This is a genomic window from Pseudomonas sp. PAMC 29040, from assembly GCF_003994535.1.
Classification (GTDB): domain Bacteria; phylum Pseudomonadota; class Gammaproteobacteria; order Pseudomonadales; family Pseudomonadaceae; genus Aquipseudomonas; species Aquipseudomonas paraversuta.
Genome location: NZ_RZAA01000002.1, coordinates 1 through 26,003 on the forward strand (window position 1 = coordinate 1; position 26,003 = coordinate 26,003).

The 26,003-nt window shown below is 56.7% G+C and carries 22 protein-coding genes, 1 tRNA gene, 3 rRNA genes and 1 pseudogene; 20 read left to right on the forward strand and 7 right to left on the reverse strand.

The features are described from left to right. The 5 genes and pseudogenes from WG29040_RS02925 to WG29040_RS24675 all read left to right on the forward strand — a co-directional run. Window positions 1–100 (forward strand): 23S ribosomal RNA (locus tag WG29040_RS02925); the annotation flags it as partial. A gap of 156 nt (window positions 101–256) precedes the next feature. Then, window positions 257–372: ribosomal RNA gene (gene rrf, locus WG29040_RS02930) — 5S ribosomal RNA — on the forward strand. A 105-nt stretch (window positions 373–477) separates the two neighbouring features. Then, window positions 478–593, forward strand: a 5S ribosomal RNA gene (rrf, locus tag WG29040_RS02935). Window positions 594–897: 304 nt separating this feature from the next. Continuing rightward, window positions 898–1,923 (forward strand): annotated as a pseudogene (locus tag WG29040_RS24670) (cache domain-containing protein); the annotation flags it as partial. A 69-nt stretch (window positions 1,924–1,992) separates the two neighbouring features. Then, window positions 1,993–2,778 (forward strand): methyl-accepting chemotaxis protein, encoded by a 786-nt coding sequence (locus tag WG29040_RS24675; protein ID WP_369826399.1) that lies wholly within the window; start codon window positions 1,993–1,995, stop codon window positions 2,776–2,778. A gap of 74 nt (window positions 2,779–2,852) precedes the next feature. Here WG29040_RS24675 and WG29040_RS02945 read toward each other — a convergent pair whose 3' ends face one another. After that, window positions 2,853–3,551, reverse strand: coding sequence for a GntR family transcriptional regulator (locus WG29040_RS02945; RefSeq protein ID WP_127195650.1), 699 nt, complete (start codon window positions 3,549–3,551; stop codon window positions 2,853–2,855). Between the two features lie 272 nt (window positions 3,552–3,823). Here WG29040_RS02945 and WG29040_RS02950 point away from each other — a divergent pair, with 272 nt between their 5' ends. The 9 genes from WG29040_RS02950 to WG29040_RS02990 all read left to right on the forward strand — a co-directional run bounded on the left by WG29040_RS02950 (window position 3,824) and on the right by WG29040_RS02990 (window position 13,171). Continuing rightward, the gene (locus WG29040_RS02950) at window positions 3,824–5,401 is read left to right on the forward strand and encodes a glycosyltransferase family 39 protein (protein ID WP_256681512.1); all 1,578 of its coding nucleotides are present in this window, start codon (window positions 3,824–3,826) and stop codon (window positions 5,399–5,401) included. Then, entirely contained in the window at window positions 5,382–5,639 is a 258-nt protein-coding gene (locus WG29040_RS02955) for a DUF2789 domain-containing protein (RefSeq protein ID WP_003438182.1), read from the forward strand. The genes WG29040_RS02950 and WG29040_RS02955 overlap by 20 nt, the downstream gene beginning before the upstream one ends. Before the next feature lie 100 nt (window positions 5,640–5,739). After that, on the forward strand, window positions 5,740–6,171 hold the full coding sequence (locus tag WG29040_RS02960) for a MarR family winged helix-turn-helix transcriptional regulator (RefSeq protein ID WP_003438183.1): 432 nt from the start codon (window positions 5,740–5,742) through the stop codon (window positions 6,169–6,171). Then, window positions 6,168–8,258 (forward strand): FUSC family protein, encoded by a 2,091-nt coding sequence (locus WG29040_RS02965; RefSeq protein ID WP_003438184.1) that lies wholly within the window; start codon window positions 6,168–6,170, stop codon window positions 8,256–8,258. The genes WG29040_RS02960 and WG29040_RS02965 overlap by 4 nt, the downstream gene beginning before the upstream one ends. Continuing rightward, complete coding sequence (locus WG29040_RS02970; protein ID WP_003438187.1) at window positions 8,255–8,464, forward strand: DUF1656 domain-containing protein; 210 nt, start codon at window positions 8,255–8,257, stop codon at window positions 8,462–8,464. The genes WG29040_RS02965 and WG29040_RS02970 overlap by 4 nt, the downstream gene beginning before the upstream one ends. Continuing rightward, window positions 8,461–9,363 (forward strand): efflux RND transporter periplasmic adaptor subunit, encoded by a 903-nt coding sequence (locus WG29040_RS02975; protein ID WP_127195652.1) that lies wholly within the window; start codon window positions 8,461–8,463, stop codon window positions 9,361–9,363. The genes WG29040_RS02970 and WG29040_RS02975 overlap by 4 nt, the downstream gene beginning before the upstream one ends. After that, on the forward strand, window positions 9,360–10,805 hold the full coding sequence (locus WG29040_RS02980) for an efflux transporter outer membrane subunit (RefSeq protein WP_003438190.1): 1,446 nt from the start codon (window positions 9,360–9,362) through the stop codon (window positions 10,803–10,805). Before WG29040_RS02975 ends, WG29040_RS02980 begins: the two co-directional genes overlap by 4 nt. Before the next feature lie 107 nt (window positions 10,806–10,912). After that, on the forward strand, window positions 10,913–11,548 hold the full coding sequence (locus WG29040_RS02985; protein WP_003438193.1) for a hypothetical protein: 636 nt from the start codon (window positions 10,913–10,915) through the stop codon (window positions 11,546–11,548). Between the two features lie 138 nt (window positions 11,549–11,686). Beyond that, window positions 11,687–13,171 carry a YdgA family protein gene (locus WG29040_RS02990; RefSeq protein ID WP_127195653.1) on the forward strand — a complete coding sequence of 495 codons (1,485 nt, stop codon included), beginning with the start codon at window positions 11,687–11,689 and terminating at the stop codon, window positions 13,169–13,171. Window positions 13,172–13,245: 74 nt separating this feature from the next. Here WG29040_RS02990 and WG29040_RS02995 read toward each other — a convergent pair whose 3' ends face one another. The 3 genes from WG29040_RS02995 to WG29040_RS03005 form a co-directional block, all read right to left on the reverse strand. Beyond that, on the reverse strand, window positions 13,246–13,656 hold the full coding sequence (locus WG29040_RS02995) for a VOC family protein (protein ID WP_003438199.1): 411 nt from the start codon (window positions 13,654–13,656) through the stop codon (window positions 13,246–13,248). A 24-nt stretch (window positions 13,657–13,680) separates the two neighbouring features. Next, a complete protein-coding gene (gene nudK / locus WG29040_RS03000; protein WP_003438202.1) occupies window positions 13,681–14,280 on the reverse strand; it encodes a GDP-mannose pyrophosphatase NudK in 600 nt (199 codons plus the stop codon). Window positions 14,281–14,544: 264 nt separating this feature from the next. Further along, entirely contained in the window at window positions 14,545–15,312 is a 768-nt protein-coding gene (locus WG29040_RS03005) for a TSUP family transporter (protein ID WP_127195654.1), read from the reverse strand. 721 nt (window positions 15,313–16,033) lie between these two features. On the opposite strand from WG29040_RS03005, the gene WG29040_RS03015 reads away from it, so the two are divergent. Further along, entirely contained in the window at window positions 16,034–16,903 is an 870-nt protein-coding gene (locus WG29040_RS03015) for a LysR family transcriptional regulator (RefSeq protein WP_127195655.1), read from the forward strand. Between the two features lie 359 nt (window positions 16,904–17,262). Then, window positions 17,263–17,421, forward strand: coding sequence for a hypothetical protein (locus WG29040_RS24290; protein WP_158525128.1), 159 nt, complete (start codon window positions 17,263–17,265; stop codon window positions 17,419–17,421). A 257-nt stretch (window positions 17,422–17,678) separates the two neighbouring features. On the opposite strand, the gene WG29040_RS03025 is transcribed toward WG29040_RS24290, so the two are convergent. Further along, window positions 17,679–17,755 (reverse strand) — tRNA-Arg (locus WG29040_RS03025). 348 nt (window positions 17,756–18,103) lie between these two features. Between WG29040_RS03025 and gabD the strand changes: the two genes are divergently transcribed. The 3 genes from gabD to WG29040_RS03040 all read left to right on the forward strand — a co-directional run bounded on the left by gabD (window position 18,104) and on the right by WG29040_RS03040 (window position 22,368). After that, window positions 18,104–19,546, forward strand: coding sequence for an NADP-dependent succinate-semialdehyde dehydrogenase (gene gabD, locus WG29040_RS03030; protein WP_003438213.1), 1,443 nt, complete (start codon window positions 18,104–18,106; stop codon window positions 19,544–19,546). Window positions 19,547–19,721: 175 nt separating this feature from the next. Further along, window positions 19,722–21,005: a 4-aminobutyrate--2-oxoglutarate transaminase gene (gene gabT, locus WG29040_RS03035; RefSeq protein ID WP_003438216.1), complete on the forward strand. Its 1,284-nt coding sequence runs from the start codon at window positions 19,722–19,724 to the stop codon at window positions 21,003–21,005. Between the two features lie 136 nt (window positions 21,006–21,141). Further along, complete coding sequence (locus tag WG29040_RS03040; protein WP_127195656.1) at window positions 21,142–22,368, forward strand: HDOD domain-containing protein; 1,227 nt, start codon at window positions 21,142–21,144, stop codon at window positions 22,366–22,368. Between the two features lie 68 nt (window positions 22,369–22,436). Here the strand turns inward: WG29040_RS03040 and desA are convergent, their stop codons facing one another. Continuing rightward, entirely contained in the window at window positions 22,437–23,621 is a 1,185-nt protein-coding gene (desA, locus tag WG29040_RS03045; protein ID WP_003438223.1) for a delta-9 fatty acid desaturase DesA, read from the reverse strand. A 149-nt stretch (window positions 23,622–23,770) separates the two neighbouring features. Between desA and dibA the strand changes: the two genes are divergently transcribed. After that, on the forward strand, window positions 23,771–25,693 hold the full coding sequence (gene dibA / locus WG29040_RS03050) for a phosphodiesterase DibA (protein WP_003438225.1): 1,923 nt from the start codon (window positions 23,771–23,773) through the stop codon (window positions 25,691–25,693). Between the two features lie 8 nt (window positions 25,694–25,701). Here the strand turns inward: dibA and WG29040_RS03055 are convergent, their stop codons facing one another. Next, window positions 25,702–25,986: a hypothetical protein gene (locus tag WG29040_RS03055; protein WP_003438228.1), complete on the reverse strand. Its 285-nt coding sequence runs from the start codon at window positions 25,984–25,986 to the stop codon at window positions 25,702–25,704. Window positions 25,987–26,003: the final 17 nt, after the last annotated feature.

A 26,003-nucleotide genomic window follows, 5' to 3' on the forward strand; every position in this document is an offset into this window, starting at 1 on the left:
CCTAAAGGGCCGTCGAAGACTACGACGTTGATAGGTTGGGTGTGTAAGCGCTGTGAGGCGTTGAGCTAACCAATACTAATTGCCCGTGAGGCTTGACCATATAACACCCAAGCAATTTGCGTTCTTGATGACAAGAACAGACAAGTTGCGGTGTGTGAAGACGATACAAACCGAAAGTTTGCACAACACACAAATCTATTACATACCCATTCGCTGGAACGTTGACCGCAAGGTAAACGCGCTGGCTACCGAATTTCTTGACGACCATAGAGCATTGGAACCACCTGATCCCATCCCGAACTCAGAAGTGAAACGATGCATCGCCGATGGTAGTGTGGGGTTTCCCCATGTGAGAGTAGGTCATCGTCAAGATTAAATTCCAAAATCCCTGTCTGCTCACGCAGACGGGGATTTTGTTTTTATAGAAGTCCCAAGTTTTCGCAGGCACGTTTTGATAACGGATCTGCTACAGAATTTCTTGACGACCATAGAGCATTGGAACCACCTGATCCCATCCCGAACTCAGAAGTGAAACGATGCATCGCCGATGGTAGTGTGGGGTTTCCCCATGTGAGAGTAGGTCATCGTCAAGATTGAATTCCGAAACCCCTGTCTGCTCAACGCAGACAGGGGTTTTGTTTTTGCGCCGGGAAAATTTCTGGCGCCGCCTCCTGTCTTCGGACCCCCCCTGCGTCCTCCCTCAAAATCCAGGTAACGACAAGCCAGGTCGTACTCCCGTCGGGTTTTAAAAATACAGCTAAGTTTTCCGCAGTCGGTGCCGACAGCCTTATGAGCAATGCGTGCATTCAGTACAGTTATCCCCGCTGGCTGTCTCAAGTGCTACACGGAATTTTGTACCCGCACGCATCCCACCTTTCGGCATAAGAAGTCCATGCAATGAATCTCAAGTTCAGCCATAAAATTCTTCTGGCCGCTTCAGGCGTCGTGGTTCTGGCGTTTGCGTTGTTCACTTTGTACAACGACTATCTGCAGCGAAATACGATCAACCAAAATATCGAGTCGTCGGTGGAGCAGGCTGGCAACCTGACAGCCAGTAGCGTCCAGAATTGGTTGAGCGGTCGTATCCTGGTGCTGGAGAGCCTTGCACAAAGCGTTGCTCACCAGGGCAGCCAGGCTGATTTGCCAGGGTTGGTCGACCAGCCTGCGTTCACCTCGAACTTCCAGTTCACGTACGTTGGTCAAGCTAATGGCGTGTTCACACAGCGACCTGACGCCAAAATGCCAGAGGGCTATGACCCCCGTGAGCGCCCTTGGTACAAACAGGCTGTAAGCGCCGGCAAGACCATGCTCACACCGCCTTATATGGCAGCTGTTGGCGGTTTGATCGTGACCATTGCCATGCCCGTCAAGAAAGACGGTCAACTGCTGGGCGTAGTGGGAGGCGACCTGAGCCTGGACAGTCTGGTTAAAATTATTAACTCGGTGGATTCCGGCGGTTTGGGCTACGCATTTCTGGTGAGCGGTGATGGCCAGGTCATCGTCAGCCCGGACAAAGACCAGGTCATGAAAAACCTGAAGGATATATACCCGTCCAGCAACCTGAAGATCGAGAAGGGCGTTCAAGAGGTGCAACTCAATGGCCAGGAGCGAATCATCTCCTTTACCCCGGTCACAGGCTTGCCCTCTGCAGACTGGTACATCGGCCAGTCGTTGGACAAACAAAAAGCTTACGCCCCTCTGTCTAAGTTCCGCACCTCTGCGTTGATCGCAATGTTTATTGCGGTGGCAGTGATTGCTCTGCTTCTGAGCCTGTTGATCCGGGTCCTGATGCGGCCGCTGACCACCATGGGACGTGCCATGCAGGATATCGCCCAGGGTGAAGGCGATCTGACACGGCGTCTGGTGATTGAAAACAAGGATGAATTTGGCGAGTTGGCCAGTTCATTCAACCAGTTCGTGGAGCGTATTCACGCGTCGATCTCCGAAGTGTCCTCCGCGACCCGTCAGGTCCATGATTTGTCCCAGCGCGTAATGGCATCGTCAAACGCGTCAATCATTGGCTCCGATGAACAAAGCGCGCGCACCAACAGCGTTGCCGCAGCCATCAACGAACTGGGCGCAGCCACCCAGGAAATCGCGCGCAACGCCGCAGATGCTTCGCAGCATGCCAGCGGCGCCAGTGAACAGGCAGATGATGGGCGCAAAGTCGTTGAGCAGACGATTCAGGCCATGACTGAACTTTCCCGGAAGATCAGCCTGTCGTGTGCCCAGATCGAAACCCTGAATGCCAGCACCGACAACATTGGGCACATTCTGGATGTGATCAAAGGGATCTCCCAGCAAACCAACTTGCTGGCCCTTAACGCAGCCATTGAGGCCGCGCGTGCGGGCGAAGCGGGCCGCGGGTTTGCCGTGGTGGCGGATGAAGTACGCAACCTTGCTCACCGCACTCAGGAGTCGGCAGAGGAGATTCATAAAATGATCACCTCGCTGCAAGTGGGTTCCCGCGAAGCGGTCAGCACCATGAATGCCAGCCAGGTATCCAGCGAGGACAGTGTTGAGGTGGCCAACCAGGCCGGCGCGCGTTTGATCAGCGTGACCCAGCGTATCGAAGAAATTGACGGCATGAACCAGTCAGTTGCCGCGGCAACTGAAGAACAGACCGCCGTGGTCGAATCCCTTAATGTGGACATCAACCAGATCAATTTGCTGAACCAGCAGGGTGTGGTCAACCTCAACGAAACCCTTAAAGACTGCGATGCGCTTTCGCAGCAGGCCAGCCGCCTCAAACAGCTGGTCGACAGCTTTAAAATCTGAGGTGCAGGCGCGCGGGGAGCCCTGGTTTCTGCGCGCTGATCAAAGACATATCCACAGCCCTGGCGTTTTGAACGTCAGGGCTGTTTTGTTTTTTGCTTGTCGAGATAGTGGGTAATGGCTTTTACCCCGCGGTGTAGATGAAGCTCCAGCTCTTTGATACACGCCTCGATATCCCGGGCGCGGGCATGACGCAGCAAGGCGCGGTGATCGTCCTGAGACAGCTTGCCCAAATTCATCTGCTCAAGGTTAAAGCGCAGAAAGCGCTCTTCTTCAATCAGCCCTTCATCAATCAGCGCCAGCAGTTTTTTGTTCGGTGCCTTGCAGTAAAGCGCCTGATGAAATTGCCGATTGAGAGTGCCCATCCTGCTCCAGTCGGTTTCCACTTCGAGAGCCTCGATATAACCGGCAGCCACTTCAAAATCTTCCTCACTCAACAACGGCAGTGACAGGCGCAGGGCTTGTGTCTCGAGCAGCAAGCGGAGTTCATAGGTTTCCAGCGCGTCGTCCTCGATCAAAGGCGCGACCACTGCCCCTTTGTGCTGCACGGTTTGCAGTAAACCCTGGGCTTCAAGCTGACGCAGCGCTTCGCGAACCGGCATGCGACTGACACCAAACAAAGTCGCCAGGGCCTGTTGCCGAATAGCGGTGCCACAGGGCAACCGGCCATCAAGAATGGCGTTGCGCAAGGACGCTTCAATCACCGACCGGGCCAAATGGGCAGGTATGGGGCCGGCTACTTCGATACTGCTTAAAGGGTTATTTTTGACAGCCACGTTGGCACTACCTACGGCAGTTCAGTACGTTAATTTGGATCCAATTAAAAGCTAGGTACTGACCTGATCCTTGTCAAACCTTGTAACAGTTAGTTTAGCGCGACTGCGCGCGAGTGATTTCATCTTGCCACCTTCTTTTCTTGTATCCGGCCCCACCACACAGCTGCCCCTTGCCCTACAATCGCCGGAGATCAAGCTGCCCGAGTGCAGCGTCAATGCGCAGCTGCAGGTGAAGGATGGGCGTACTCAGTAGTAATGGTGTGGACGAAAAAATGCTTCGCGTCCTTGAATCGCCTCACAACCTACTGGCCGGATTGCTTCGTCAGCCATGGGTATGGGCCATTTTGTTACTGGCCTGCGCGATGCGTTTCTATGGGGCTACCGCCTCTGCCATTTGGTGTGATGAAGGCTCAAGTCTGATGCTGAGCGACTACTCGCTCGCGGGCATCTGGTTCCACGCCGCACACGATGTTCATCCACCGTTGTACTTCATGCTGTTGCACGGCTGGATGGCGCTGTTCGGCGACAGTCTGGTTTCGATTCGCGCCCTCAGTGTTTTGCCCGGGGTAGCCACAGTACTGCTGGGGATGTGGCTGGTCCGGCTGATTGCGACCCGCAGGGCTGCGTTGCTGGCCGGCCTGCTTCTGGCGTTGTTGCCGACCGCCGTGCGCTATAGCCAGGAAGTGCGGATGTACTCACTGATGGGGTTATGGCTGATCGCGGCAACGATTGCCCTGGTTTACTGGGTTAAAGCGCCCGACAACAAGCGCTATCTGGTTATCTACAGCGTGCTGATGGCTGCCGGGTTTTACACCCATTACTTCACCGCCTTCTGTGTGATTGCCCACTGGTTGTACCTGCTGCTGAGTGGTCGCAGTACCGGCGGACTGATCAAACGCCCTGCCTGGTGGGTCGCCAACGCCTGCATCATGTTGTTGTTCATGCCCTGGCTTCCGGGGCTGGTAGACCTGCTGCAACACATGGGTGAACTCAAGACCGGGGGCGATGTGGGCTGGGAGCCCGGGGTTGATGCCCGCTCGCTACCGGCCATGACCTGGCAGTTGTTGATTCAGGACGAAGGCGACAGCCTTGCCTGGCCATTGTTCTGGCTGGCACCGCTTGTCCTGCTTGTCGGGGCGGTATGGATGGCGGTGAGGGATGCAACACCCCATAGATTCACCAGGCTGATCGTGATCTACACCCTGCTGCCGATCCTGGCCATTTACGCCATCTCTTTTGCCTCACCGCTGTTCATCGAGCGCTACGTGATGTTTGCTGCCCTGGGCCTGCCGCTGATTGTTGCGATAGCGGTGGATCGCCTGCTCAAACACCGGCGCGCGCTGGCCATCGTATTGCTGACGCTGTTTTCCGGTACCGAGATGGTGGGTTTGCGCAGCAACTTCACCAGCGATGCCGATCATTTCGATCGTCTGGTTGAGCATGTGAATCAGCAGTTTTTACCGGGTGACCGAATCGTGGTCAGTGACCTGTTCTGGTACTTCAGCTACGTCTATTACAACAAGACCGGGTCTGTGCCCATGCTCTACACACCGCCGCTGGAGCATGGCTCATCGGGGCGTCCGAACAATTACGGTTTTGGTACGCTGGTGAACGCCAATGGCGCGAAAATCTACGTTGATCGCCTGGTGGACTTGCCTGCGGGTACAGGGCGTATCTGGTTAATCAGCAGCAAGGTGCAACCGGACGACTTTGCACCGATTCCACCGGGTTGGCACAAAGCTCAGGACTTAACCGTCGATGACACGCAGGCTCGACTATATTTGACCTGCGCGGGCGCCGAATGCGTCCCGCCTTACCGGAGTCTTTCTGATGCAAGCACCCACCCATAGTCTTCCCTCATTGTTCAAGCAGCTGGGTCTGCCCAACGAGCCAGCAGACATTGAGAAATTTGTCTCTTCGCACTCGCCACTCAAGCCGGATCTGAAGTTGCACGAGGCGTTTTTCTGGACGCCGGCTCAGGCGGCTTTCCTGCGCGATGAAATAAATGAAGACGCCGACTGGGCAGAGGTTGTTGATCAATTGAATCTGATGCTGCGCACAAAACCGGTCACCGGTAAGCAGAATTAACTGGTAACACTTGACTGAGATCATTTGCCCGCGCAATATTAATAGTTAGCAAACTAACTTTATGTGATACCCCTTGCCTGACACTCTTGATCAACTCCAGATGAGCATCAGCACCGGTATGGTGGTTGCGACTCGCCACTGGCGTCGCGTCTGCCAGAACACGCTGGTCAATTACGGAATTTCCGAAGCCTGCGCCATGCCGTTGCTGATTATCGGCCGTCTGGGAGAAGGCGCACGCCAGGTCACCGTGGCCCAGGCCGCCGGTATGGAAAGCCCGTCGCTGGTGCGCTTGCTCGATCAGATGTGCAAGGCCGGTTACGTGCTGCGTCATGAAGACGCCAGCGATCGCCGGGCCAAAACCCTCAGCCTGACTGACACCGGGCGCTCCCTGGTGCAGTCGATTGAAGCGCAGCTTGTACAACTCAGGCGTACAGCGCTGGCGGGGGTCTCAGTGGCAGATCAGGAAGCCGCATTACGCGTCATCAAGGCCTTCGAAGCTGCCGGCCAATTGCCTGATGGAGCCGCTTCTTGAACGGTTTTTTCAGCAGCATGCCGCCCGCCCGCGACTGGTTCTATGGCGTGCGCACCTTTGCCGCCTCGATGATCGCGCTGTACATCGCCCTGTGGATGGAAATGCCCCGACCCTATTGGGCAATGGCCACGGTCTACATCGTCTCCAGCCCCTTCGTCGGCCCCACCAGTTCCAAAGCCGTGTACCGCGCCCTGGGCACGCTACTGGGTGCTTCGGCGGCGGTATTTTTTGTACCCATGTTTGTACAAACCCCGTTTTTGCTGGTGCTGGTGGTCGCGCTCTGGACCGGCATCCTGTTGTTCCTGTCGCTGCACCTGCGCACGGCCAACAGTTACATCTTCATGCTCGCGGGCTACACCATGCCCATGATCGCCTTGCCGATCGTGGACAACCCGCTCAACGTATTCGACATCGCTGTCTCGCGCACCGAAGAAATCCTCCTCGGGATTGTCTGTGCGGCCGTGGTGGGCAGCATGTTCTGGCCCCGGCGGCTGGCCCCGGTGTTTGTTGATTCCGCCGCCAAGTGGTTTGGCGACGCCGCCAGCTACAGCAAGCATTTTCTGGCCCGCGACGTAGAGCCGAGTAAAGCCAGCGGCCTGCGCTCATCTATGGTGGCAACCTTCAACAGCCTGGAGTTGATGATCGGTCAATTGCCCCACGAAGGTGCGTTGCCGCAGACCGTGCGCAACACCAAAGAACTGCGCGGGCGCATGATCAACCTGCTGCCGGTGGTCGACGCGCTGGATGACGCGCTGTATGCCCTGGAGCGGCGTACCCCCGAGCTGGTGGACAAAATAGCGCCCTTGCTGGCGAAAAGCCGGGACTGGCTCGAAAGCACTCGCGAAGGCGCCCCTGTCGAGGCCTGGAAGGCTCTGCGCCATGAACTGGAACTCTTGCAGCCCAGTGCCGAAGCGCTGGATGAGCGACGCCAGCTGGTGTTCTCCAATGCGCTCTACCGGCTGGGCGAGTGGATTGATTTGTGGCAAGACTGCCGCAGCCTGCAACAGGCGATTGCAACGGGCAGTCAGGATATCTGGCGCGCGGTTTACCGGCATTGGCGCCTGGGCCGGCTGACACCGTTTCTGGATCGGGGCCTGATGCTTTACTCCGCATTTTCCACGGTGACGGCAATTGTTGTCGCCTCGGTGTTGTGGATCTTGCTCGGCTGGACGGACGGCGCCAGCGCGGTGATTCTGGCGGCCGTGGCCTGCAGTTTTTTTGCCGCGATGGACGACCCGGCGCCGCAGATCTACCGGTTCTTTTTCTGGACCTCGCTGTCGGTACTGTTCGCCAGCCTGTACCTGTTTGTGATCCTGCCCAACCTGCACGATTTCCCGATGCTGGTCCTGGCGTTCGCCGTGCCCTTTATCTGTGTCGGTACGCTGACGGTACAACCGCGCTTTTACCTGGGGACCTTGCTGACCATCGTCAACACGGCCTCATTCATCAGCATTCAGGGGGCCTACGACGCAGACTTCATGGTGTTCATCAACGCCAACCTGGCCGGCCCCATCGGCCTGCTCTTTGCTTTCGTCTGGACCCTTATCGCCCGCCCCTTTGGCGCCGAACTGGCGGCTAAACGCCTGACGCGTTTCAGCTGGCGCGATATCGTCACGCTGACCCGGCCCGCAACCCTGGCCGAGCACCGGCACATGGGCGCGCAAATGCTTGATCGGCTGATGCAGCACCTGCCGCGTCTGGCGATGACCGGCCAGGACACAGGCAGCGCCCTGCGTGACTTGCGAGTGGCGCTCAACCTCCTGGATTTGCTGGCCTACTCACCCCGGGTCACCGGCGAGCGGCAACGCCTGCTGGGCCAGGTAGTCAGCGAGGTGGGGGAGTACTTCAGCGCTTGCCTCAAGGCCGGCGAACGCCTGCCAATGCCCAATGGTCTGCAAATGACCCTGGACCGCACCCGCCGTGCGCTTAACGCCCGCGAAATGCAGGACGAGGGCGAGGCCCGGGTGCACTTGCTCCACGCCTTGAGCGGTTTGCGCCTGGCCCTATTACCGGGTGTGGAGTTCATCGTTGATGAGCACGACCTGCCACAGTCCCATGCCCATGGCATTGACGGAGCGCCGCTATGATCGGTGACGTAGATATCAGCGGGGTGTTTCTGCCCACGCTCCTGGTGCTGATGGGCATCACTTACATATTGTTTTTGCTGGTTCACGCGCTCCTGACGCGTATGCACTTTTACCGCCTGGTCTGGCACCGGGCTTTATTCAACGTCGGTCTCTACGCTTTGCTACTCGGCGTTGTGGATTCGTTTAGTCGATATCTAATGACATGAAAAAACCTCTATTGACCTTGGGCCGTGTCGTTCTCACCTTGTTGGTGGTGGCGTTCGCCTGCGTCGTGGTCTGGCGCATGACCATGTATTACATGTTTGCCCCCTGGACGCGCGATGGCCACATTCGCGCCGACGTGGTGCAGATTGCCCCCGATGTGTCGGGCCTGATCAAGCAGGTGGATGTGCGTGACAACCAGCCCGTCACCCGTGATCAGGTGCTGTTCATCATCGATCAGGAGCGTTTCCGTCTGGCCTTGCGCCAGGCCCAGGCAGTGGTTGCCGATCGCAAGGAGACGCTGGCCCAGGCCCAGCGCGAAAGCAAACGCAACCGCGGGCTGGGCAATCTGGTAGCCCGCGAGCTGCTTGAAGAAAGCCAGTCCCGGGAACTGCGTGCGCAGTCAGCCCTGACTGAAGCCGAAGTCGCCGTGGACAGCGCGCAGCTCAATCTGGATCGCACCGTCGTGCGCAGCCCGGTTGATGGCTACGTCAACGACCGCGCTCCCCGGGTCAATGAGTTCGTCACGGCCGGCAAGCCCGTGCTGTCGATTGTCGACAGCAGCTCGTTCCATATCGACGGCTATTTTGAAGAAACCAAACTGGACGGCATCCATGTCGGTCAGAGCGTCGAGATCCGCGTGATCGGCGACAATGCTCGCTTGCGTGGCCATGTCGAAAGCATCGTGGCCGGTATTGAAGACCGCGACCGCACCAGCGGCCAGAACCTGCTGCCCAACGTCAACCCGGCATTCAGCTGGGTGCGGCTGGCGCAGCGGATTCCGGTACGCATCGTGTTTGATGATGTGCCAGCCGATTTCCGCATGATCGCCGGGCGTACCGCGACCGTTTCGATCGTCGCGGACAAGGTCAAAGACAAACCGGCGCAGGAGGCTGCGCAATGAAAGCGGTCCACCTGGCAGCCCTGGGGCTGGGCTTGCTGCTGTCCGGCTGCCAGATGCTGGGGCCGGATTACCACCTGCCCAAGGACTCGGCCATGCAGCGTCCTGATTTACAGGGCGAGCTGGCGGGTGAGGGCGCGAATGTGGTGTCGGCGCCTGTACCGGCCGACTGGTGGAAACTGTATCAGGACCCGAGACTTGACGAGCTGGTGCGCCAGGCCATGGCTTCCAATACGGATCTGCGCGTGGCGGCGGCCAACCTGTCGCGGGCGCGGGCTCAAGTTGAACAGGCGCAGTCTGCGGGTGGCTGGAGCGGTTCGGCGAAGGCGGGCGCCCAGCGTCTTCAGGAGTCCGGTGAAGCCTTCCTGCTGACGGACAAGGTCCCGGTAGCCAACGTCGGTGACCTTGGCCTCAGCACCTCGTATCAGTTCGACCTGTGGGGCACGTTGCAACGCGGTATCGAAGCGGCGCAGGCCAATGCCGATGCAACCCAGGCGGCAGCCGATACCGCACGTATCACAGTGGTGGCCGACGTGGTGCGCGCCTATACGCAAGTTTGCGCGGCCAATGAAGAGCGACATATCGCCGAAGAGTCGCTGCAGTTGCAATCGCAGAGTACCCAGCTGACGCAGCGTCTGCGCGATGCGGGCCGGGGCGACGAAACCCAGGTAACGCGTTCCGAAACTCAATTCAGATCATTACGCGCCGAACTCCCGCGCTACCAGGCGCTGCGTCAGGCAGGGTTGTTTCGCCTGTCGATGCTCATTGCCAAACCCCTCGACCAACTGCCCGCCGGCGTTGCCGATTGCGCAGAACTGCCACACATCGCCCAACTGCTGCCCGTGGGCGACGGCGCAGCGCTGCTCAAGCGTCGGCCAGACGTACGTCAGGCCGAACGTCATCTGGCTAGCGCCACGGCCGAGATCGGTGTAGCCACCGGTTCGCTGTATCCGGACATCAGTATCGGCGCGACCGTGGGTACCGTGGGCCTGCTGGAAAACCTCGGCACGGCACCGACCAACCGCTGGGGCTTTGGCCCGTTGCTGAGCTGGACCATCCCGACCAACGGTTCGCGGGCCCGTATTCGTGAAGCCGAGGCGGTGACCCAGGGCGCGCTGGCCAGGTTTGACGGCGTGGTGCTTAACGCCATTCGTGAGACCCAGACCAGTCTCGTGCAATACACTGCCTTGCTCCAGCGTCGGGATGCCCTGGCCCTGGCAGGCGATTCGGCTAAAACGGCTGCCGAGCAAACGCACCAGTTCTTCCTCGCCGGGCGTGAATCGTTTCTTGCAGACCTGCAAGCCACCCGCACTTACACCGACGTGAAAGCGCAACTGGCCACCGCCAACACCCAGGTTGCCATGAGCCAGATCGACTTGTTTCTGGCCCTCGGTGGCGGCTGGGAAAATGCACAGGCGAAAGCCCCGGAGCACGCTAAACCCTGACAGGGTTGCTATGCTTTGGAGGGTCGGTATCGGAACGATGGTTCAGGGCATACGCGGGTCTCAAGTCCTCCCCATCGCGCAAGCAGTGCTTGATGGGGATACTAATAATGAAAAATCCATATGCTCCCGGTTTCTGGTGCGCAGTCGCAGCCCTGGTGCTGCTCTCTGCGACTTACTTCTACGGCATCATGCTGGCGCACCAGATCGACAAGGCGATGGTCTTCCTCGACAGTGCCAGTGCCCTGATCGCCGTGCTGGCCATCGTCGTTGTGGCCTGGGCGTCGGTGCAAACCAGGCAAATCCAGCAGCGGCAAATAGACAAGGGCCAGACGCGGGTCATGATCTGGGACACCAAAGTCGCGCTGCGCCGGGTTGAAACCGTATTCGACCGCTATTTCTGGGGCAGCTACTGGCAGCCGGGCCGCACCTTCCAGGAATTCATGGGTGAACTCACCGGCACCCCGCTGGAAAAAAGCCTCGAGGCCCTGAAATCCCAATGTCTGAAACTCGACAGGGCCCTGGCGCCTGAGGATCGTGAATGGCTCGACCACGCCCATGCGCTTTCAGATGTAGCCTCAGCCATGGCCCGGGAACGCTATCAACTGGATTACTCAGGCATATCACTCAACGCTGTCGGCGAAACCTCGGTCGACCACGAGCTGGAAGTGCTGGTGTATACCTGGAGCGCCAGCCTCAAGAGCTTCGATCATCAACTCGACGAAATGGAGCTGCGCTACGCGTGATCTGCGCCATATCGGACGGTGCCGAAAAACAGCGTCCAGCCCGTTGCCAGTGTTAACCTGCTTGCACTTTTCGGCCTATGACGGGCTTGCTGAAGACCGCATATCTTTCAACACAACGGACATTGAACGGGTCAATTGATGAATAAACCATTAGGCGTACTGGTAGGGATTGTTGTTATTGCAGGTGCCCTGAACACCGCAGGCGCGTGGTACACCGGCACCAAGCTTGAGGATGTACTCAAGACCTCGATCCAGGAAGCCAACAAGGAACTGGCGTCCCAGCTGCAAGGCACCACCACCCACGGCACTATCGAACTGGTTTCCCTTGACCGCCACCTGTACAGCAGCACTGCGCACTACCGTGTGAATCTGCAGGACGACGCCGCAGGCCCGGACGCCCAGCCGGTAGAACTGCTGTTTGTGGACAATATCGAACATGGTCCGTTGCCATGGTCGCGGATCAAGACGTTCAAGTGGATGCCAGTGATGGCGACCAGCAACTATTCGCTGGAAAAAACTCCGTACACCGAAAAATGGTTCGCCGCCGCCAAGGACCAGTCTCCGCTCAAAGGCCAGGTTACCCTGGGCTACAACCGCTCGGTTGACGGGAGCATGGAGCTGCTGCCGTTTGAAGCCCAAGTTGACGAGAACTCCAGCATCAGCTTCTCCGGGTTGACCATGGATGGCCAGACAGATGCCGAGGGCATAAACCTCAAGGCCAAAGGCTACATGGACCATCTGGTGCTTCAGGCCGCCACGCCCGGGCAACCGCCAGTTCGCGTCGAGCTCAATGGTCTGACCCTGGCCAGCGACCTGACCAAAAGCAGCTATGGCTTCTACCTGGGGCAGAACGTGCTGGAGCTGAGTGAGGGCCAGTTGACCTTTGGCGAGCGCCAGTCGGTGGCCAAGATCAAAAACTTCGAATATGCCGGCTCGGCTTCTGCCAACGGCAGCCTGATGTCAGGGCGTCTGTCGTACAACGTGGGCGACATCACCCTGGACGACAAGCCGGTGGGCAGCGCGCAAATGGTCATGACGGCCAGCAGCCTGGACATTCCGGCCATGCAATCGCTGTTGCAGATCTACCAAACCAAATTCGAGCCTCAAGCCGACGGCACAATGCCTATGGCGCAGTTGACCCCGGCAGAGCAAGCGCAGATGCAAGCCGAGGTCGAAAAACTGCTGGCGGCCAAACCACAGCTGGCGCTGGAAAAACTCACCCTTAAAACCACCAATGGCGAAAGTCAGTTCAACCTTGCGGTGAGCCTGGCTCAGCCGACTTCGTTCGAGCAGCCGCCTATCGAAGTCACCAAGCAAACGCTGACCTCCCTGGACGCCAAGCTGCAATTGTCCAAACCCATGATTGCCGACCTGTCCGCCGTTCAGGCACAACTGGCCGGCCAGACCGACCCGCAAACCATCGCGAAAATGGCCAGCGCCAACAGCGAAATGGCGGGTGTCATGGCCGTGCAAACGGGCCTGGCAAAAGTGGATGGCAACAACATCCTGGCATCCCTCAACTATGCCGCTGGGGAAGTGGATTTCAATGGTCAAAAAATGAGCCTTGAAGACTTCATCAACGTGATGATGACCCGCTTTGGCAGTGGCCCCGACCACCTGTAAACCCCGCTGATCTGCAGGAGCAGGCTTGCCCGCGATCTTTTCCATTGGCTGAAAGATCGCGAGCAAGCTCGCTCCTACGCAATGGCCATCGACCTGGCAAACACAAAGCACAGCTTGTTGCCTTCGGGGTCACGGCAATAGGCGCCGTAATAATCGTCGCCATATTGTGGCCGGTTGCCCGGAGCACCCTCATCCGTGCCGCCGAGGCGCAAGGCCGTATCCCAGGCCGCTTGCACCTGCTCGATCGAGTGCGCGGCAAAACTCACCTGCACACCATTGCCCCAGGTCGCGGGCAAACCATTGATCGGCGACTGAATGTAAAACTGCGGCCAGTAAAGTCCGGGGCGCTGCCAGCCCGCACCCGCAGGCCCGCGGTCTTCATCATCATGAACAATGCGCACCAGGCCCAGAGTGGCCAGCACCCCGTCGTAAAAGACTGCCAGCGCCGGTACATCCCGCGCGCCGATCTGGATATGGCTATACATAAGCAATCTCCCGAAGTGAAAAACTCAGCAATCCACAAGTCCGTGCAGCTTCGCGTATTGCAAGAGCATGATGGTCTTGCCGTCCTTGATTTCTCCCGTGTCGATCATTGCCAGTGCGTCGTCCAGAGGCAACTCCAGAACTTCGATCTCCTCGCCCTCGGCTTCAAGGCCTCCACCCTCGCTGACCTTGTCCTGGTCAGAGTATTCCCCGACAAAAAAATGCAGGCGCTCGGTAACCGAACCGGGGCTCATGAACGCTTCAAACACCTTGCGTACATTTTCAATGCGATAACCGGTTTCCTCCTGGGTTTCCTTACGGATACAGGTGTGTGGATCATCCTGATCCAGCAGTCCGGCGCAGGTTTCGATCAGCATGCCGTCATGTTCGTTGACGAAGGCGGGGAAGCGGAACTGGCGGGTCAGCACCACGGTTTTTTTCAGCGGGCTGTACAGCAGGATCGTCGCACCGTTACCGCGGTCATAGGTCTCCCGGGACATCTTTCGCCAGATCCCGTCCCGTCCCTGGAAGTCGAAGGTGGTCTTGCGCAGCACGTACCAGTTGTCCGACAGCACTTCAACTTGCTGGATTCGCACACGATCCTTGGTGGCCAGGGCTTGCTTCATGGTTTCGCTCCTTGTTTTGTGCGATTGAGGCTGCTGGCGTGCAGCTTCAGCAGGACCGGGGAACGATAGGACTGAACCGTCCTGCCGGCAATGTCCGGGGCAGCCACAGCATGAGAGGAGACGGCAGGCAGAAACGACAAAGCCCGCACAGGGCGGGCTTTGTCGGGTTGCATGTGTCCGGAGGATCCATCCGAGTCATACCCCCAACTGGTGATCAGTCGAAGCGAGTGGCTGGCCGCAGGGATTAAAGCTTGAGCTTATCCCCTACGAAAATAGAGACAAGCCCATTCTGCCTATCAAAAATATAAGCAGAATCAGGAAAAATATCCTGATAAAGCCGCTTCCGTAACGGAGTGCCAAGAAAACACCGGTGAGAGAACCTGCCATATTGCACAGAGCAACTACACCGCCGATAGTCCATAAGACGTTGCCAGACGGAACAAAAAACATAAGCGCTGCGCTAAACGTACCCAGATTAACCAGTTTTGCAGAGGCCGATGCGTTTAAAAAATCGAAGCCAAAAAATTTTACAAATATAAAAAGCAGAAGACTACCGCTGCCAGGGCCAAAGACACCATCATAGAAACCAATGAGGCCACCAAACAAAACCCCTGAGATAATCTCCTTTGATCCGCAATGTTTATTAGAAGCCACCAAGCCTAATTTTTTTTCCGTGAAAGTATAAATGGCCATGGCTATCAGGATGAAAAAAACAACAAACTCCATTAGTTTTTTTGGCACGATAGATACTGAGAAGGCACCAAGAAAGGCAAATAGAAATGCGGAAAGCATGGTGGGAAGCATTAACTTCCACATGATTTTTATTCGCTTTACATAGCTGAATATGGAAGATAAATTGCCCGCCAAAACAGCCAGTTTGTTAGTTCCGAAAACAGTAGCTAGACTTTGCTGAGGGAGGGCATGCAAAAGTGCCGGCAGTTGTACAAGCCCGCCACCACCGACTGCAGCATCTATCAAGCCGCCGCAAAAGGCAAAAAAACCTAGCGCGATCAAAGTTTGTTCAAGATCCATATAATGGATCCTTGTGCAACTTAAATTTCCAACAATAAACCATGACATTTCTCTTGGTTTGAGCTCTGCATTTTTCGAGATATACCGATTAGCCTATGGCTCGTTTGAAGAAAGATAATCGGTATATCCCTCTGGCTATAGAAACTGGCTCTATGAGGTCAGGGCTTGGTGCATAGCCGCAAAAGCGTTTCCTACTCTTTCATTGTAATTGAGCATAGTTCCTTTCAGTCGACCCAACTTGAAAGTTATATCGGCCGTTCGAGCATATGCTTGTGCTGCAGCTAAAGCATGCAAGCCATGCTTGTTTTCCACTTCACCAGAATGTCCCATGACCTATCCTTTAGCGTTACGCAAACTCTGAGTGTTCGTTTTCAGAGAAGGATTGAGGGTGAGTAACTTGTCCTCTATGTATTGGGCAATGAAGTTGTACTCTGGACCATTCCAAATCTCTGAAGCGATAGAAACCATCATCGCCTCCATGATTGAGTATTTATGCTCGGCTGAACTCAAAGCTGCCTTATGTTTTGCTACGCCGGTGTTGTACAGAAACTCTGAAAATTCGTTTCATTCGCGTATTTTATATTTGTCTTCAACCCAGGCCGTGGCACCAAACGCTGCGGTCATGTAACCGTACATACCGTCATCTACAAATTAAACGAGTTGAATGCTTGCAACAAGTGACTTATAGTTATTCCATCATTCACTTTAAGTGAGCAATGACATGGAGTTGTCTCAGTTAGCGATGTTCAAAGCAGTGGCCGATCAAGGAAGCATTATCCGCGCCTCTGAACTGTTGCACTGTGTTCCGTCAAACATCACAAACAGAATCAAGCATTTAGAAAGAGAACTCGGGGTCTCGTTATTTATAAGGAAAGGCCGGGGGCTTGTAATCAGCCCTTCCGGGCGGTTGTTTCTTGGCTACGTTAACAAGATCCTGTCTTTGAGTGAGGAATCAAAAAGAGCCCTCGATCCCGCCGCAGCGCCGTCGGGAAACTTGAAAATTGGCGCTATAGAGTCATCCGCCACAGGCAGGTTGCCCAAGCTTTTATCAAAGTTCCATCAGCTCTATCCTTCTGTACAAATGCAGTTTAGTACGGGGGATTGGTCGCAATTATCAAACGATGTGGTCAGCCATGAACTGGATGGAGCAATCATCGCTGTCAGGCCTGAGCACCCGGATCTTGAAATCATTGAGATTTACAAGGAGGAGTTGGCCTTGATCGCCTCTCCGGCTGCGGGGCGGATAAATGAGCCGCAGGACTTGAGTGGCACTGATATATTCATGTGGCCTGAAGGATGCCCTTACAGGAAGGCGTTGGTAAGTTGGCTGGAGAGGCATGAAGTATCAATCCCCATAACAAGCATAGCCAGTTATGGCACAATCCTGGGGTGCGTAAGTTCCGGCGCAGGCGTGTCGTTAGTTCCGAAAGGTTTGTTTGAGCAGTTCGGGCGGTTCGGAAGTATAAGTGAATATATGTTTGAAGATTTATTGCCTGTGCAAAATTATTTCATATCGAACAAAAACGTTGAATTTCATCGTGCAAAAGATAAGTTTTCCGAGTTGCTGAAAGAAGAATTTAAACACCTGTGATAAGTAGCCTTGTTCATAGCCGTATCCGGGCAAGGTGCGGCTGATCAAGCTATATCTGATTTCCAGTTATTTTGCCTCCACTCACTGATTCAGGAGGCGGCATAAGACTGGTATGGGGGCTATTTCGAGTGGCATGGGCGGCGGGGTGTTTGCCGGTCGGCGCGCTTTTGCTGGTTGTGGTGGTTTTTTCTGGCTCCCACCTATCATCAATTGGGGCTGTTAACCAATGATCTGGCTATCCACGCGTTCAGCCAAGCGCTGAGACCGACGGAGGTGATCAGCACGCAGGCGTGGCTTCATGCAGTGTTCGACACCCAATGGGCTGATGGAGCCATTACTCACCTATCCGGAGCAGGCCTATGACCGACATAGCCGCTGGGGATACATGGCAAGTAGATATCAGTTCAACTGAAGCAGGCCAACGACACGATGCGCTCGGCAAATCGAGCGCTGACATTGTGACGATGTTGCCGCTCTATTCGTTCTCGGTTTTTCGCACGCGCACATTCGAGAGTTGAATCAGAAAGGTGGCTTTCGATCATTCGTGCCCAGGCTTGAGCGTCGTCGGATTTGGTTTCGAAGGTTTTGCGTTGGGCTGGATAGCCCTTGCGACGGATCTGCGCTTACCACTGATACTCGCCGCGATTCCTGATGGTTGCCATTTCGACCATTCCCGCCACGTTCAAGTGTGGAAATTTTTTGGCAAAAACGACTTTCAGGACCAGGACAGGTTTCTGTCAGTAGCGCTATCCCCTGTAATACAAGGGAAAGAAGATGGTGCACCAGGCGGGATTCGAACCCACGACCACTGCCTTCGGAGGGCAGTACTCTATCCAGCTGAGCTACTGGTGCAATGCGGGCGCCATAATACTCATCTGTGTGGCGTCCGTCCATGCTGCTGATTCGTCAGGTGTTTCCGGACGCGTTTTGGGCTATTAATGGATGCCGGGGGAAAAATGGGTAATAGACAGCCGCTTGTTCTTTTTTTCGAACAGCCTATTGTCCTTTACCCCCATTGATCCTAGGATTCGTTTGAGATTTCAAACGCTCTTGTCTGAGTGCTGAACCGCACGGCTAAAATTTAGTGCGTTATTTAGATACTTTGGCAGTGAATGACTTCCTGACGGCAGCCTTCCATGGCGCCTTTCTACTATCAATAATTCGCTCCGCGCCTGCGCGGTGCTGTTAAGGAAAGCCAACATGCAGCTCAAAGACGCACAGTTGTTCCGCCAACAAGCCTACATCGATGGTGCTTGGGTGGATGCGGACGGTGGTCAGACGATCAAGGTCAACAACCCGGCTACCGGTGAAATCATCGGTACCGTGCCAAAAATGGGCGCAGCCGAAACCCGTCGCGCGATTGAAGCTGCCGACAAGGCCTTGCCGGCCTGGCGCGCACTGACCGCCAAAGAGCGTGCAACCAAATTGCGTCGCTGGTTTGAACTGTTGATTGAAAATCAGGATGACCTCGGTCGCCTGATGACTCTGGAGCAAGGCAAGCCACTGGCCGAAGCCAAGGGCGAAATTGTCTACGCTGCCTCGTTCATCGAGTGGTTCGCTGAAGAAGCCAAGCGCATTTATGGCGACGTGATCCCGGGTCACCAGCCGGACAAGCGCCTGATCGTGATCAAGCAGCCTATCGGTGTGACGGCTGCAATCACGCCCTGGAACTTCCCGGCCGCGATGATCACCCGTAAAGCAGGCCCGGCTTTGGCCGCTGGCTGCACCATGGTCATCAAGCCTGCTTCGCAAACCCCGTTCTCGGCCCTGGCCCTGGTTGAGCTGGCGCATCGTGCCGGTATCCCCAAAGGCGTGCTGAGCGTAGTTACCGGCAGCGCTGGCGACATCGGCGGCGAGCTGACCAGCAACCCGATCGTGCGCAAGTTGTCCTTCACCGGTTCGACCGAAATCGGTCGTCAGCTGATGGCTGAATGCGCCAAGGACATCAAAAAAGTTTCGCTGGAACTGGGCGGCAACGCGCCGTTTATCGTGTTCGACGACGCGGATCTGGATAAGGCCGTCGAAGGCGCGATCATTTCCAAGTACCGCAACAACGGCCAGACCTGCGTCTGTGCCAACCGTCTGTACATTCAGGACTCGGTGTACGACGCGTTCGCCGAAAAACTGAAAGTGGCGGTGGCCAAGCTGAAGATCGGTAACGGTCTGGACGAAGGCACCACCACAGGCCCCCTGATCGACGACAAGGCCGTAGCCAAGGTCAAAGAGCACATTGCCGATGCCCTGAGCAAAGGCGCCACTCTGTTGAGCGGTGGTAACAGCCTGGAAGGCAGCTTCTTCGAGCCGACCATTCTGATCAACGTGCCGAAAAACGCAGCCGTGGCCAAGGAAGAAACCTTCGGTCCGCTGGCGCCACTGTTCCGCTTCAAAGACGAAGCCGAAGTGATCGCGATGGCCAACGACACCGAATTCGGTCTGGCGTCGTACTTCTATGCCCGTGACCTGAGCCGTGTGTTCCGTGTGGCTGAAGCCCTGGAATACGGCATGGTTGGCGTCAACACGGGGCTGATTTCCAACGAAGTCGCACCGTTCGGCGGCATCAAGGCCTCGGGCCTGGGCCGTGAAGGTTCCAAGTACGGCATCGAAGACTATCTGGAAATCAAATATCTCTGCCTGGGCATCTAACCCGGCGGGTGGTTCAGCAGGAGGGGCACGAGAGCGCTGCCCCCTCTGTGTTTCAAATCGTTAATTTCTGTGGCCGGGAGCCCCATGCCAGTCGATCATCGCATGCTGGCATTGCTGTCTCCCTGGCGCGTCAGCCTTGAACCACGCCGTTTGATTCGCGGCGAATGAGGACACTATGAGCAACAAGACCAACGCATCCCTGATGAAACGCCGTGAAGCCGCTGTCCCGCGCGGTGTTGGCCAGATTCACCCGATCTTCGCCGAGTCGGCAAAGAACGCCACGGTTACTGACGTAGAAGGCCGTGAGTTCATCGACTTCGCCGGCGGTATCGCAGTACTCAACACCGGTCACCTGCACCCGAAAATCATTGCCGCCGTGCAAGAGCAACTGACCAAGCTGACCCACACCTGCTTCCAGGTACTGGCTTACGAGCCGTACGTTGAGCTGTGCGAAAAAATCAACGCCAAGGTGCCGGGCAATTTCGACAAGAAAACCCTGCTGGTCACCACCGGTTCCGAAGCGGTCGAGAACGCCGTGAAAATTGCCCGTGCTGCCACTGGCCGTGCCGGTGTGATCGCCTTTACCGGTGCTTACCACGGCCGCACCATGATGACCCTGGGCCTGACCGGTAAAGTCGTGCCTTACTCGGCCGGCATGGGCCTGATGCCAGGCGGTATCTTCCGTGCCCTTTACCCGTGTGAACTGCACGGCATCAGCGTTGACGATTCCATCGCCAGCATCGAACGCATCTTCAAAAATGACGCTGAGCCTAAAGATATCGCTGCAATCATCATCGAGCCGGTACAGGGCGAAGGTGGTTTCTACGTGGCTCCGAAAGCGTTTATGGCCCGCCTGCGCGAACTGTGCGACAAGCACGGCATCCTGCTGATCGCGGACGAAGTGCAAACCGGCGCTGGCCGCACCGGCACTTTCTTCGCCATGGAACAAATGGGCGTTACTGCCGACCTGACCACATTCGCCAAATCCATCGCTGGCGGCTTCCCGCTGGCCGGTGTATGCGGCAAGACCGAGTACATGGACGCCATCGCTCCAGGCGGCCTGGGCGGCACCTACGCCGGTAGCCCGATTGCTTGCGCGGCTGCGCTGGCAGTGCTCGAAGTGTTTGAAGAAGAGCACCTGCTGGACCGTTGCAAGGCAGTTGGCGAGCGTCTGGTCACCGGCCTGAAGGCCATTCAGGCGAAGCACCCGGTCATCGGTGATGTCCGTGCGCTGGGCGCAATGATCGCCGTCGAGTTGTTCGAAGGCGGTGATTCGCATAAGCCAAACGCAGCCGCCGTGGCTCAAATCGTTGCCAAGGCACGTGACAAGGGTCTGATCCTGCTGTCGTGCGGCCCTTACGGCAACGTGCTGCGGGTGCTGGTGCCGCTGACCTCGCCGGACGAGCAGCTGGACAAAGGCCTGGCCATCATCGAAGAGTGCTTCGCTGAACTGGCTTGAGTCCTGACTCGCAAGTTGTGACTCGATAGACAAAAAAAACCGCTTCGGCGGTTTTTTTTGCTTTGAGCGATTCATTCGGGTGTATCCACCGGCTGCCTTTGACTAAGGTGCAGGCCTTACGCCGGGAGCTAAATGCATGACAGTTGTAGATTCAATGGCAGTACCGAGCGTACTGATTGCCGAGTCTGATCCGTGGACCCGGGATTTGCTCAAACACGTAGTACTGAGTGTGCGTTGTGATGTGCAGCTGGATGTGTGTGAAGAAGGTCGGCAGGCGTTCACCCTGTTGAGCCAGAAAACCTATGACCTGGTGATCGCCGACGCAGACTTGCCCGCAATGGGCGGTCTGGACTTGCTGCGCACGGTACGCCAGCGCCGGAGCAGTCCAGTGCGGGCGTTTATTTTGCTCAGCGATCGCAGCGACATTGCCAGTGTGCGTGAGGTCTTGCCATTGGCCCCCACGGCCTACCTGACGAAACCGCTGGATATCAGTGGGCTGACCCGGCGCTTGCAAGGTCTGTTGCTGAGTGCCGGGCAAGAAGTCTTGTGTGGGGTGCCGGGGTTGGCGCCCGGCATGACCCTGATACGCTTTTTGGCGCAGCACCGTGCAACATCCGATGGTGCGCCGCTAATGATTGATGCAGAGGCGGCAGTCAGACACAGTATCGGCCCCGTCGGACCGGATCTCGCGTTGCTTGAGCAACAAGTGCGGACCGATCCGCAAATCAGTGCCGTCTTGATTGCCGCGGCCAACAGTGCGGCCCGGCACCCTGTGAGCCCGGCGCAGACGCTGTCACAAGCGCTGCAGAGCCTGGGTCCGGGTCGAAGCATGAATCTGGTGCTGGGGCTGACCCTCAAGCAGCGTGGGCAACTGAGTGATCCTTGTCTTTCGGACTACGCCGAACAGCAGTGGGCCGTGTCGCGGCGTGCGGCCGGATATGCTTACGCGCTGGCGCGGATGCTCAATCTTGATCATCAACGCTGCTATTGCGCGGGGCTGCTGCACCGCCTGGGTGACCTGGCGGTGTTGCGCTGCTTGCAGGAGTGGCAGCTGGCCGGTGGTGCGCTCGACACCAGGGTCATTGACGAGTCACTGGCCGAATTCGGAGCAGCCTATGGCTCGGCCTTGCGCACACGCTGGCGCTTGCCGCTGGAACTGCGAGAGTTGATTGCGGCGATTTATCACTTGGGCGGAGGGGTCTATTCCCGTGAGGCGCTGGTAATGAACCTTGTGGGCCAGATGGTGAAACTGACGACTGAAGAGGAGATCAGTGAACTGGCCAACTGCAAAACGGCACGTTTGCTGAGAATCGGCACGCCAGAGTTGTTGCGGCTGATCCAGGCGCCAGAGGGCTGCGTCTGAGTCATCGAACCCCTTGTGGGAGCTGCAACCCAGCTCCCACACAGGGACATGCGGGAGCTGTGTAGCCTTTACACCGCTGCAGGGCGCAGCGAGTAGGTTTTCAGCTGATGGGCAAACTCGCGCAGCGACTGAATTCCGCTGGCTTCTGCCTCATGTACCCATTCCTTGATCGCCGCCAGCATGTCGTGACCATTGGTGCTGGTTTTGAGCCAGATCTGTTGCAGGGCCAGACGCTTCTCGTAGATCACTTTAAGCGAGTGGCTGTGCTCGAGCATGGTTTCGATACGCTGGTGATGGCGTTCTTCCAGCAGGCTGGTTTCGCGCGACAGCAGGCGCTTGGCGCGGCGGAACTGGTGGCGAACCGAATGATCAACCTTGGCCAGTTCTTGTTGCACCAGCGGCGCGATCACCAGCTTGCGGTACTGGGCCATGATCTGGAAACGGTTGTTGAGGATCGCCATCGCGGTGTCCATGTCCAGACTGCCCTTGCCTTCAACCCGGTGGGCGATCGGAGCAACACGCTGAACCTTGGCCAGACGCAAAAAGCTGAAGACTTTGATCCAGGCCCAGCCCAGGTCAAATTCCCACTTCTTGACCGACATCTTGGCCGAGTTGGGGTAGGTATGGTGGTTGTTGTGCAGTTCTTCGCCGCCAATGATGATGCCCCATGGCACCAGATTGGTCGCGGCATCGCGGCATTCAAAGTTGCGATAGCCCACTGCATGGCCCAGGCCGTTGACCACGCCCGCTGCCCATACCGGGATCCACATCATCTGGATGGCCCAGATTGTCAGGCCGATGGCACCGAACAGCAGCAGGTCGATGACCAGCATCAAACTGACACCCAGCATTTTGTAGCGCGAGTAAAGATTGCGCTCAATCCAGTCTTCAGGGCAGTTTTTGCCGTAAATACGCAACGTCTCGGGGTTCTGCGCCTCTTCGCGATATAGCTCTGCACCTTTTCGCAAAACGGTCGATAACCCTTTGATGACCGGGCTATGGGGGTCATCAGCGGTTTCGCACTTGGCATGGTGTTTACGGTGGATGGCTGTCCACTCGCGGGTATTTTGTGCCGTGGTCAGCCACAGCCAGAAACGGAAGAAGTGTTTCAGGCCACCGTTAAGCTCCAGGGAGCGGTGCGCTGAATAGCGGTGTAGATAAACCGTGACGCCGATAATGGTCACGTGGGTCATCAACAGGGTGACTGCAACCAGCTGCCAGGCTGACAAGTCGAGAAAACCGTTGTACCACATAGGCTGTTTGGCCCTCGGGAAGATAAAAAAAACTGCAACACGCATTATCCCCATGCAGCCAGATAAAACCAGTCGCCCTTTCAGATAAGAGTGCCTTGATGTTTCTTACTTTATAATCCCCCTTTTTTTGTAGGTACTTTGACTTTCTTATGTCGGTTTCTTATCGCGATGCCTTGCGCGCGGCCTTGTCATACGGGCTGTTATCGGTTTTATGGCTGCAAATAACTGATCATTTATTGAACAGTTATTTCGATGATTCAGCGCAGTTGGCCCACTGGCAGCTCATAAATGGTTACGTTTGGGCATTTATAAGCACCTTCCTGATTTTTATCGCCCTTGGCCGCCTGTCCGGTTTTCTGGGGCAGGGCGTCAGCTTGAAGCGTCAACGGCAGGATCAAGAGCGTCTGCGCCAAGCCGCAGTGGTGTTTGACTGTACCCGCGAAGGAGTGCTGGTAAGCGACCGCAATGGCGTGATTGTGCATGTGAATCGCGCACTGGTTGAAATCACCGGCTACCCGGCACAAGAAGTTCTGGGCCAGCGGCCCAGCATGTTCAAGTCGGGGCGCCATGGCCCCGAGTTCTATCAGGCGGTGTTCAAGTCATTGCAGGAAAACGGTGACTGGCAAGGCGAGATCTGGAACCGGCGCAAAAGTGGCGAGATCTACCCGCAGTGGCAAATCGTGCGTGCGCTCACCGATTCCAAGGGGCAAGTCACCCATTACGTCGCGGTCTTTACCGATATCTCGGCGATTAAAAAATCCCAGACCGAACTGGCGCGGCTGGCGCACCACGACCCACTGACAGAGCTGCCCAATCGACTGTTGTTCACCGATCGTACCGAACAGGCGCTGGCCTCGGCACAACGTCACGCATCGGGCTGTGCGTTGCTGATGATCGATCTCGATCATTTCAAAATCATCAATGACAGCCTAGGCCATAACGTCGGCGACCTGTTGCTCAAGGCTGTTGCCGAGCGTTTGCAGAGCGTGTTTGGCAAAGGTTTCACCGTGGCCAGACTGGGCGGTGACGAGTTTGCCGTGCTGGTCGAAAGTTGTCCCCAGGTGACTCAGGCTGCCGCACTGGCACAGCAGGTGCTGGAGCTGATGAAGGGCGCGTTCGAGATCGATAAACATCAGTTGTTTGTCAGTGCCAGTGTTGGCATCAGTGTGTTTCCCAATGATGCAGTGAACGCTGAACAACTGCTGCGCAACGCCGACTCGGCCCTGTTCAAGGCCAAAAAATCGGGCCGCGAAGGCTACGCCCTGTACACCGAAGAGTTGACCGTCCATGCGCAGTACCGGATCGAGGTGGCCAGCGATCTGCGCCGGGCCCTGGAGCAGCAAGAGCTGCGTGTGTACTACCAGCCGGTTCACGACCTGCAGAACAGTCGACTGATCGGCGTCGAAGCACTGGTGCGCTGGCAACATCCACTGCGCGGGCTGGTGGCGCCGGGGGAATTTATTCCCATTGCCGAACGTACCGGGCTGATTGCCGAAATCGACGCCTGGGTATTGGAACAGGCCTGTTGGCAGATGTGTCAGTGGCAATCTGCCGGGGTAGAGTTGTCGTTTGTCGCGGTCAATATTTCCAGCCGGTTGTTTGCCCGTCCCGAGCTGTACAACCTGGTCTCCACGGTGCTGGCCGATACCGGTCTGGACCCGGCGCTATTGGAGCTGGAAGTCACTGAAAGTGCCGTGATGGAGGACTCCCAGGGGGCCCTTGAGCAGATGCACCGTTTGCGCAAGCTGGGTTTGAGACTGGCCATCGATGATTTTGGAACGGGTTTTTCATCACTGCTGCGGCTCAAGCAATTGCCTGTGCAGAAACTCAAGATCGATCAGGGGTTTGTCGCGGGGCTGCCGGATGACAATGACGATGTGGCCATTGTCCGGGCGGTCATCGCGTTGTCGCAAAGCATGGGCCTGCAAGTACATGCCGAGGGTATCGAGCAAGCCGCGCAGGCGAAGTTCCTGCTCGACTTGAAATGTGATCTGGGCCAGGGCTACTGGTTTGGGCGCCCGATGCCTGCCAGTGAACTGGACTGGCAGCGAGCCCCCGCCATTGGGCCCTGAGCCGCGACTCAGTTTTTCTCGGGTGGCAGGGTCGGCAGTGCACGCAGGGCTGCTTCGTACCACTCGGTGTTGAAGGCGCGATCTTCTTCGAGGATCGCGTCAATCTCTACGGCCAGCACGTGGGCCATCATCTGCAGGATTTCTTCGCGTTCGTAGCCCACCAGCGTCAACTTGTTGAACGTGGCTTTGGCTGCAGGCGGGTTGTCGCTTTCGATCTGGTTTTCAATCGCCTGGATCAGTGTGGATTCGGCGAACTCTTCTTCGTCGTTATCGATATCAACTGGCTCGCTCATGGGCAGGCTCCTCAAGT

Coding starts and splice junctions, on each gene's coding strand:
- WG29040_RS02955 (WP_003438182.1), top strand. CDS start 5,382: ATGCAAGCACCCACCCATAGTCTTCCCTCATTGTTCAAGCAGCTGGGT.
- WG29040_RS03015 (WP_127195655.1), top strand. CDS start 16,034: ATGGAGTTGTCTCAGTTAGCGATGTTCAAAGCAGTGGCCGATCAAGGA.
- gabT (WP_003438216.1), top strand. CDS start 19,722: ATGAGCAACAAGACCAACGCATCCCTGATGAAACGCCGTGAAGCCGCT.
- WG29040_RS24290 (WP_158525128.1), top strand. CDS start 17,263: ATGACCGACATAGCCGCTGGGGATACATGGCAAGTAGATATCAGTTCA.
- nudK (WP_003438202.1), bottom strand. CDS start 14,280: ATGAAGCAAGCCCTGGCCACCAAGGATCGTGTGCGAATCCAGCAAGTT.
- desA (WP_003438223.1), bottom strand. CDS start 23,621: ATGTGGTACAACGGTTTTCTCGACTTGTCAGCCTGGCAGCTGGTTGCA.
- WG29040_RS03005 (WP_127195654.1), bottom strand. CDS start 15,312: ATGGATCTTGAACAAACTTTGATCGCGCTAGGTTTTTTTGCCTTTTGC.
- WG29040_RS24675 (WP_369826399.1), top strand. CDS start 1,993: ATGGCATCGTCAAACGCGTCAATCATTGGCTCCGATGAACAAAGCGCG.
- WG29040_RS02960 (WP_003438183.1), top strand. CDS start 5,740: ATGAGCATCAGCACCGGTATGGTGGTTGCGACTCGCCACTGGCGTCGC.
- gabD (WP_003438213.1), top strand. CDS start 18,104: ATGCAGCTCAAAGACGCACAGTTGTTCCGCCAACAAGCCTACATCGAT.
- WG29040_RS02990 (WP_127195653.1), top strand. CDS start 11,687: ATGAATAAACCATTAGGCGTACTGGTAGGGATTGTTGTTATTGCAGGT.
- WG29040_RS02950 (WP_256681512.1), top strand. CDS start 3,824: ATGCTTCGCGTCCTTGAATCGCCTCACAACCTACTGGCCGGATTGCTT.
- WG29040_RS03040 (WP_127195656.1), top strand. CDS start 21,142: ATGACAGTTGTAGATTCAATGGCAGTACCGAGCGTACTGATTGCCGAG.
- WG29040_RS02975 (WP_127195652.1), top strand. CDS start 8,461: ATGAAAAAACCTCTATTGACCTTGGGCCGTGTCGTTCTCACCTTGTTG.
- WG29040_RS02995 (WP_003438199.1), bottom strand. CDS start 13,656: ATGTATAGCCATATCCAGATCGGCGCGCGGGATGTACCGGCGCTGGCA.
- WG29040_RS02985 (WP_003438193.1), top strand. CDS start 10,913: ATGAAAAATCCATATGCTCCCGGTTTCTGGTGCGCAGTCGCAGCCCTG.
- WG29040_RS03055 (WP_003438228.1), bottom strand. CDS start 25,986: ATGAGCGAGCCAGTTGATATCGATAACGACGAAGAAGAGTTCGCCGAA.
- WG29040_RS02980 (WP_003438190.1), top strand. CDS start 9,360: ATGAAAGCGGTCCACCTGGCAGCCCTGGGGCTGGGCTTGCTGCTGTCC.
- WG29040_RS02970 (WP_003438187.1), top strand. CDS start 8,255: ATGATCGGTGACGTAGATATCAGCGGGGTGTTTCTGCCCACGCTCCTG.
- dibA (WP_003438225.1), top strand. CDS start 23,771: ATGTCGGTTTCTTATCGCGATGCCTTGCGCGCGGCCTTGTCATACGGG.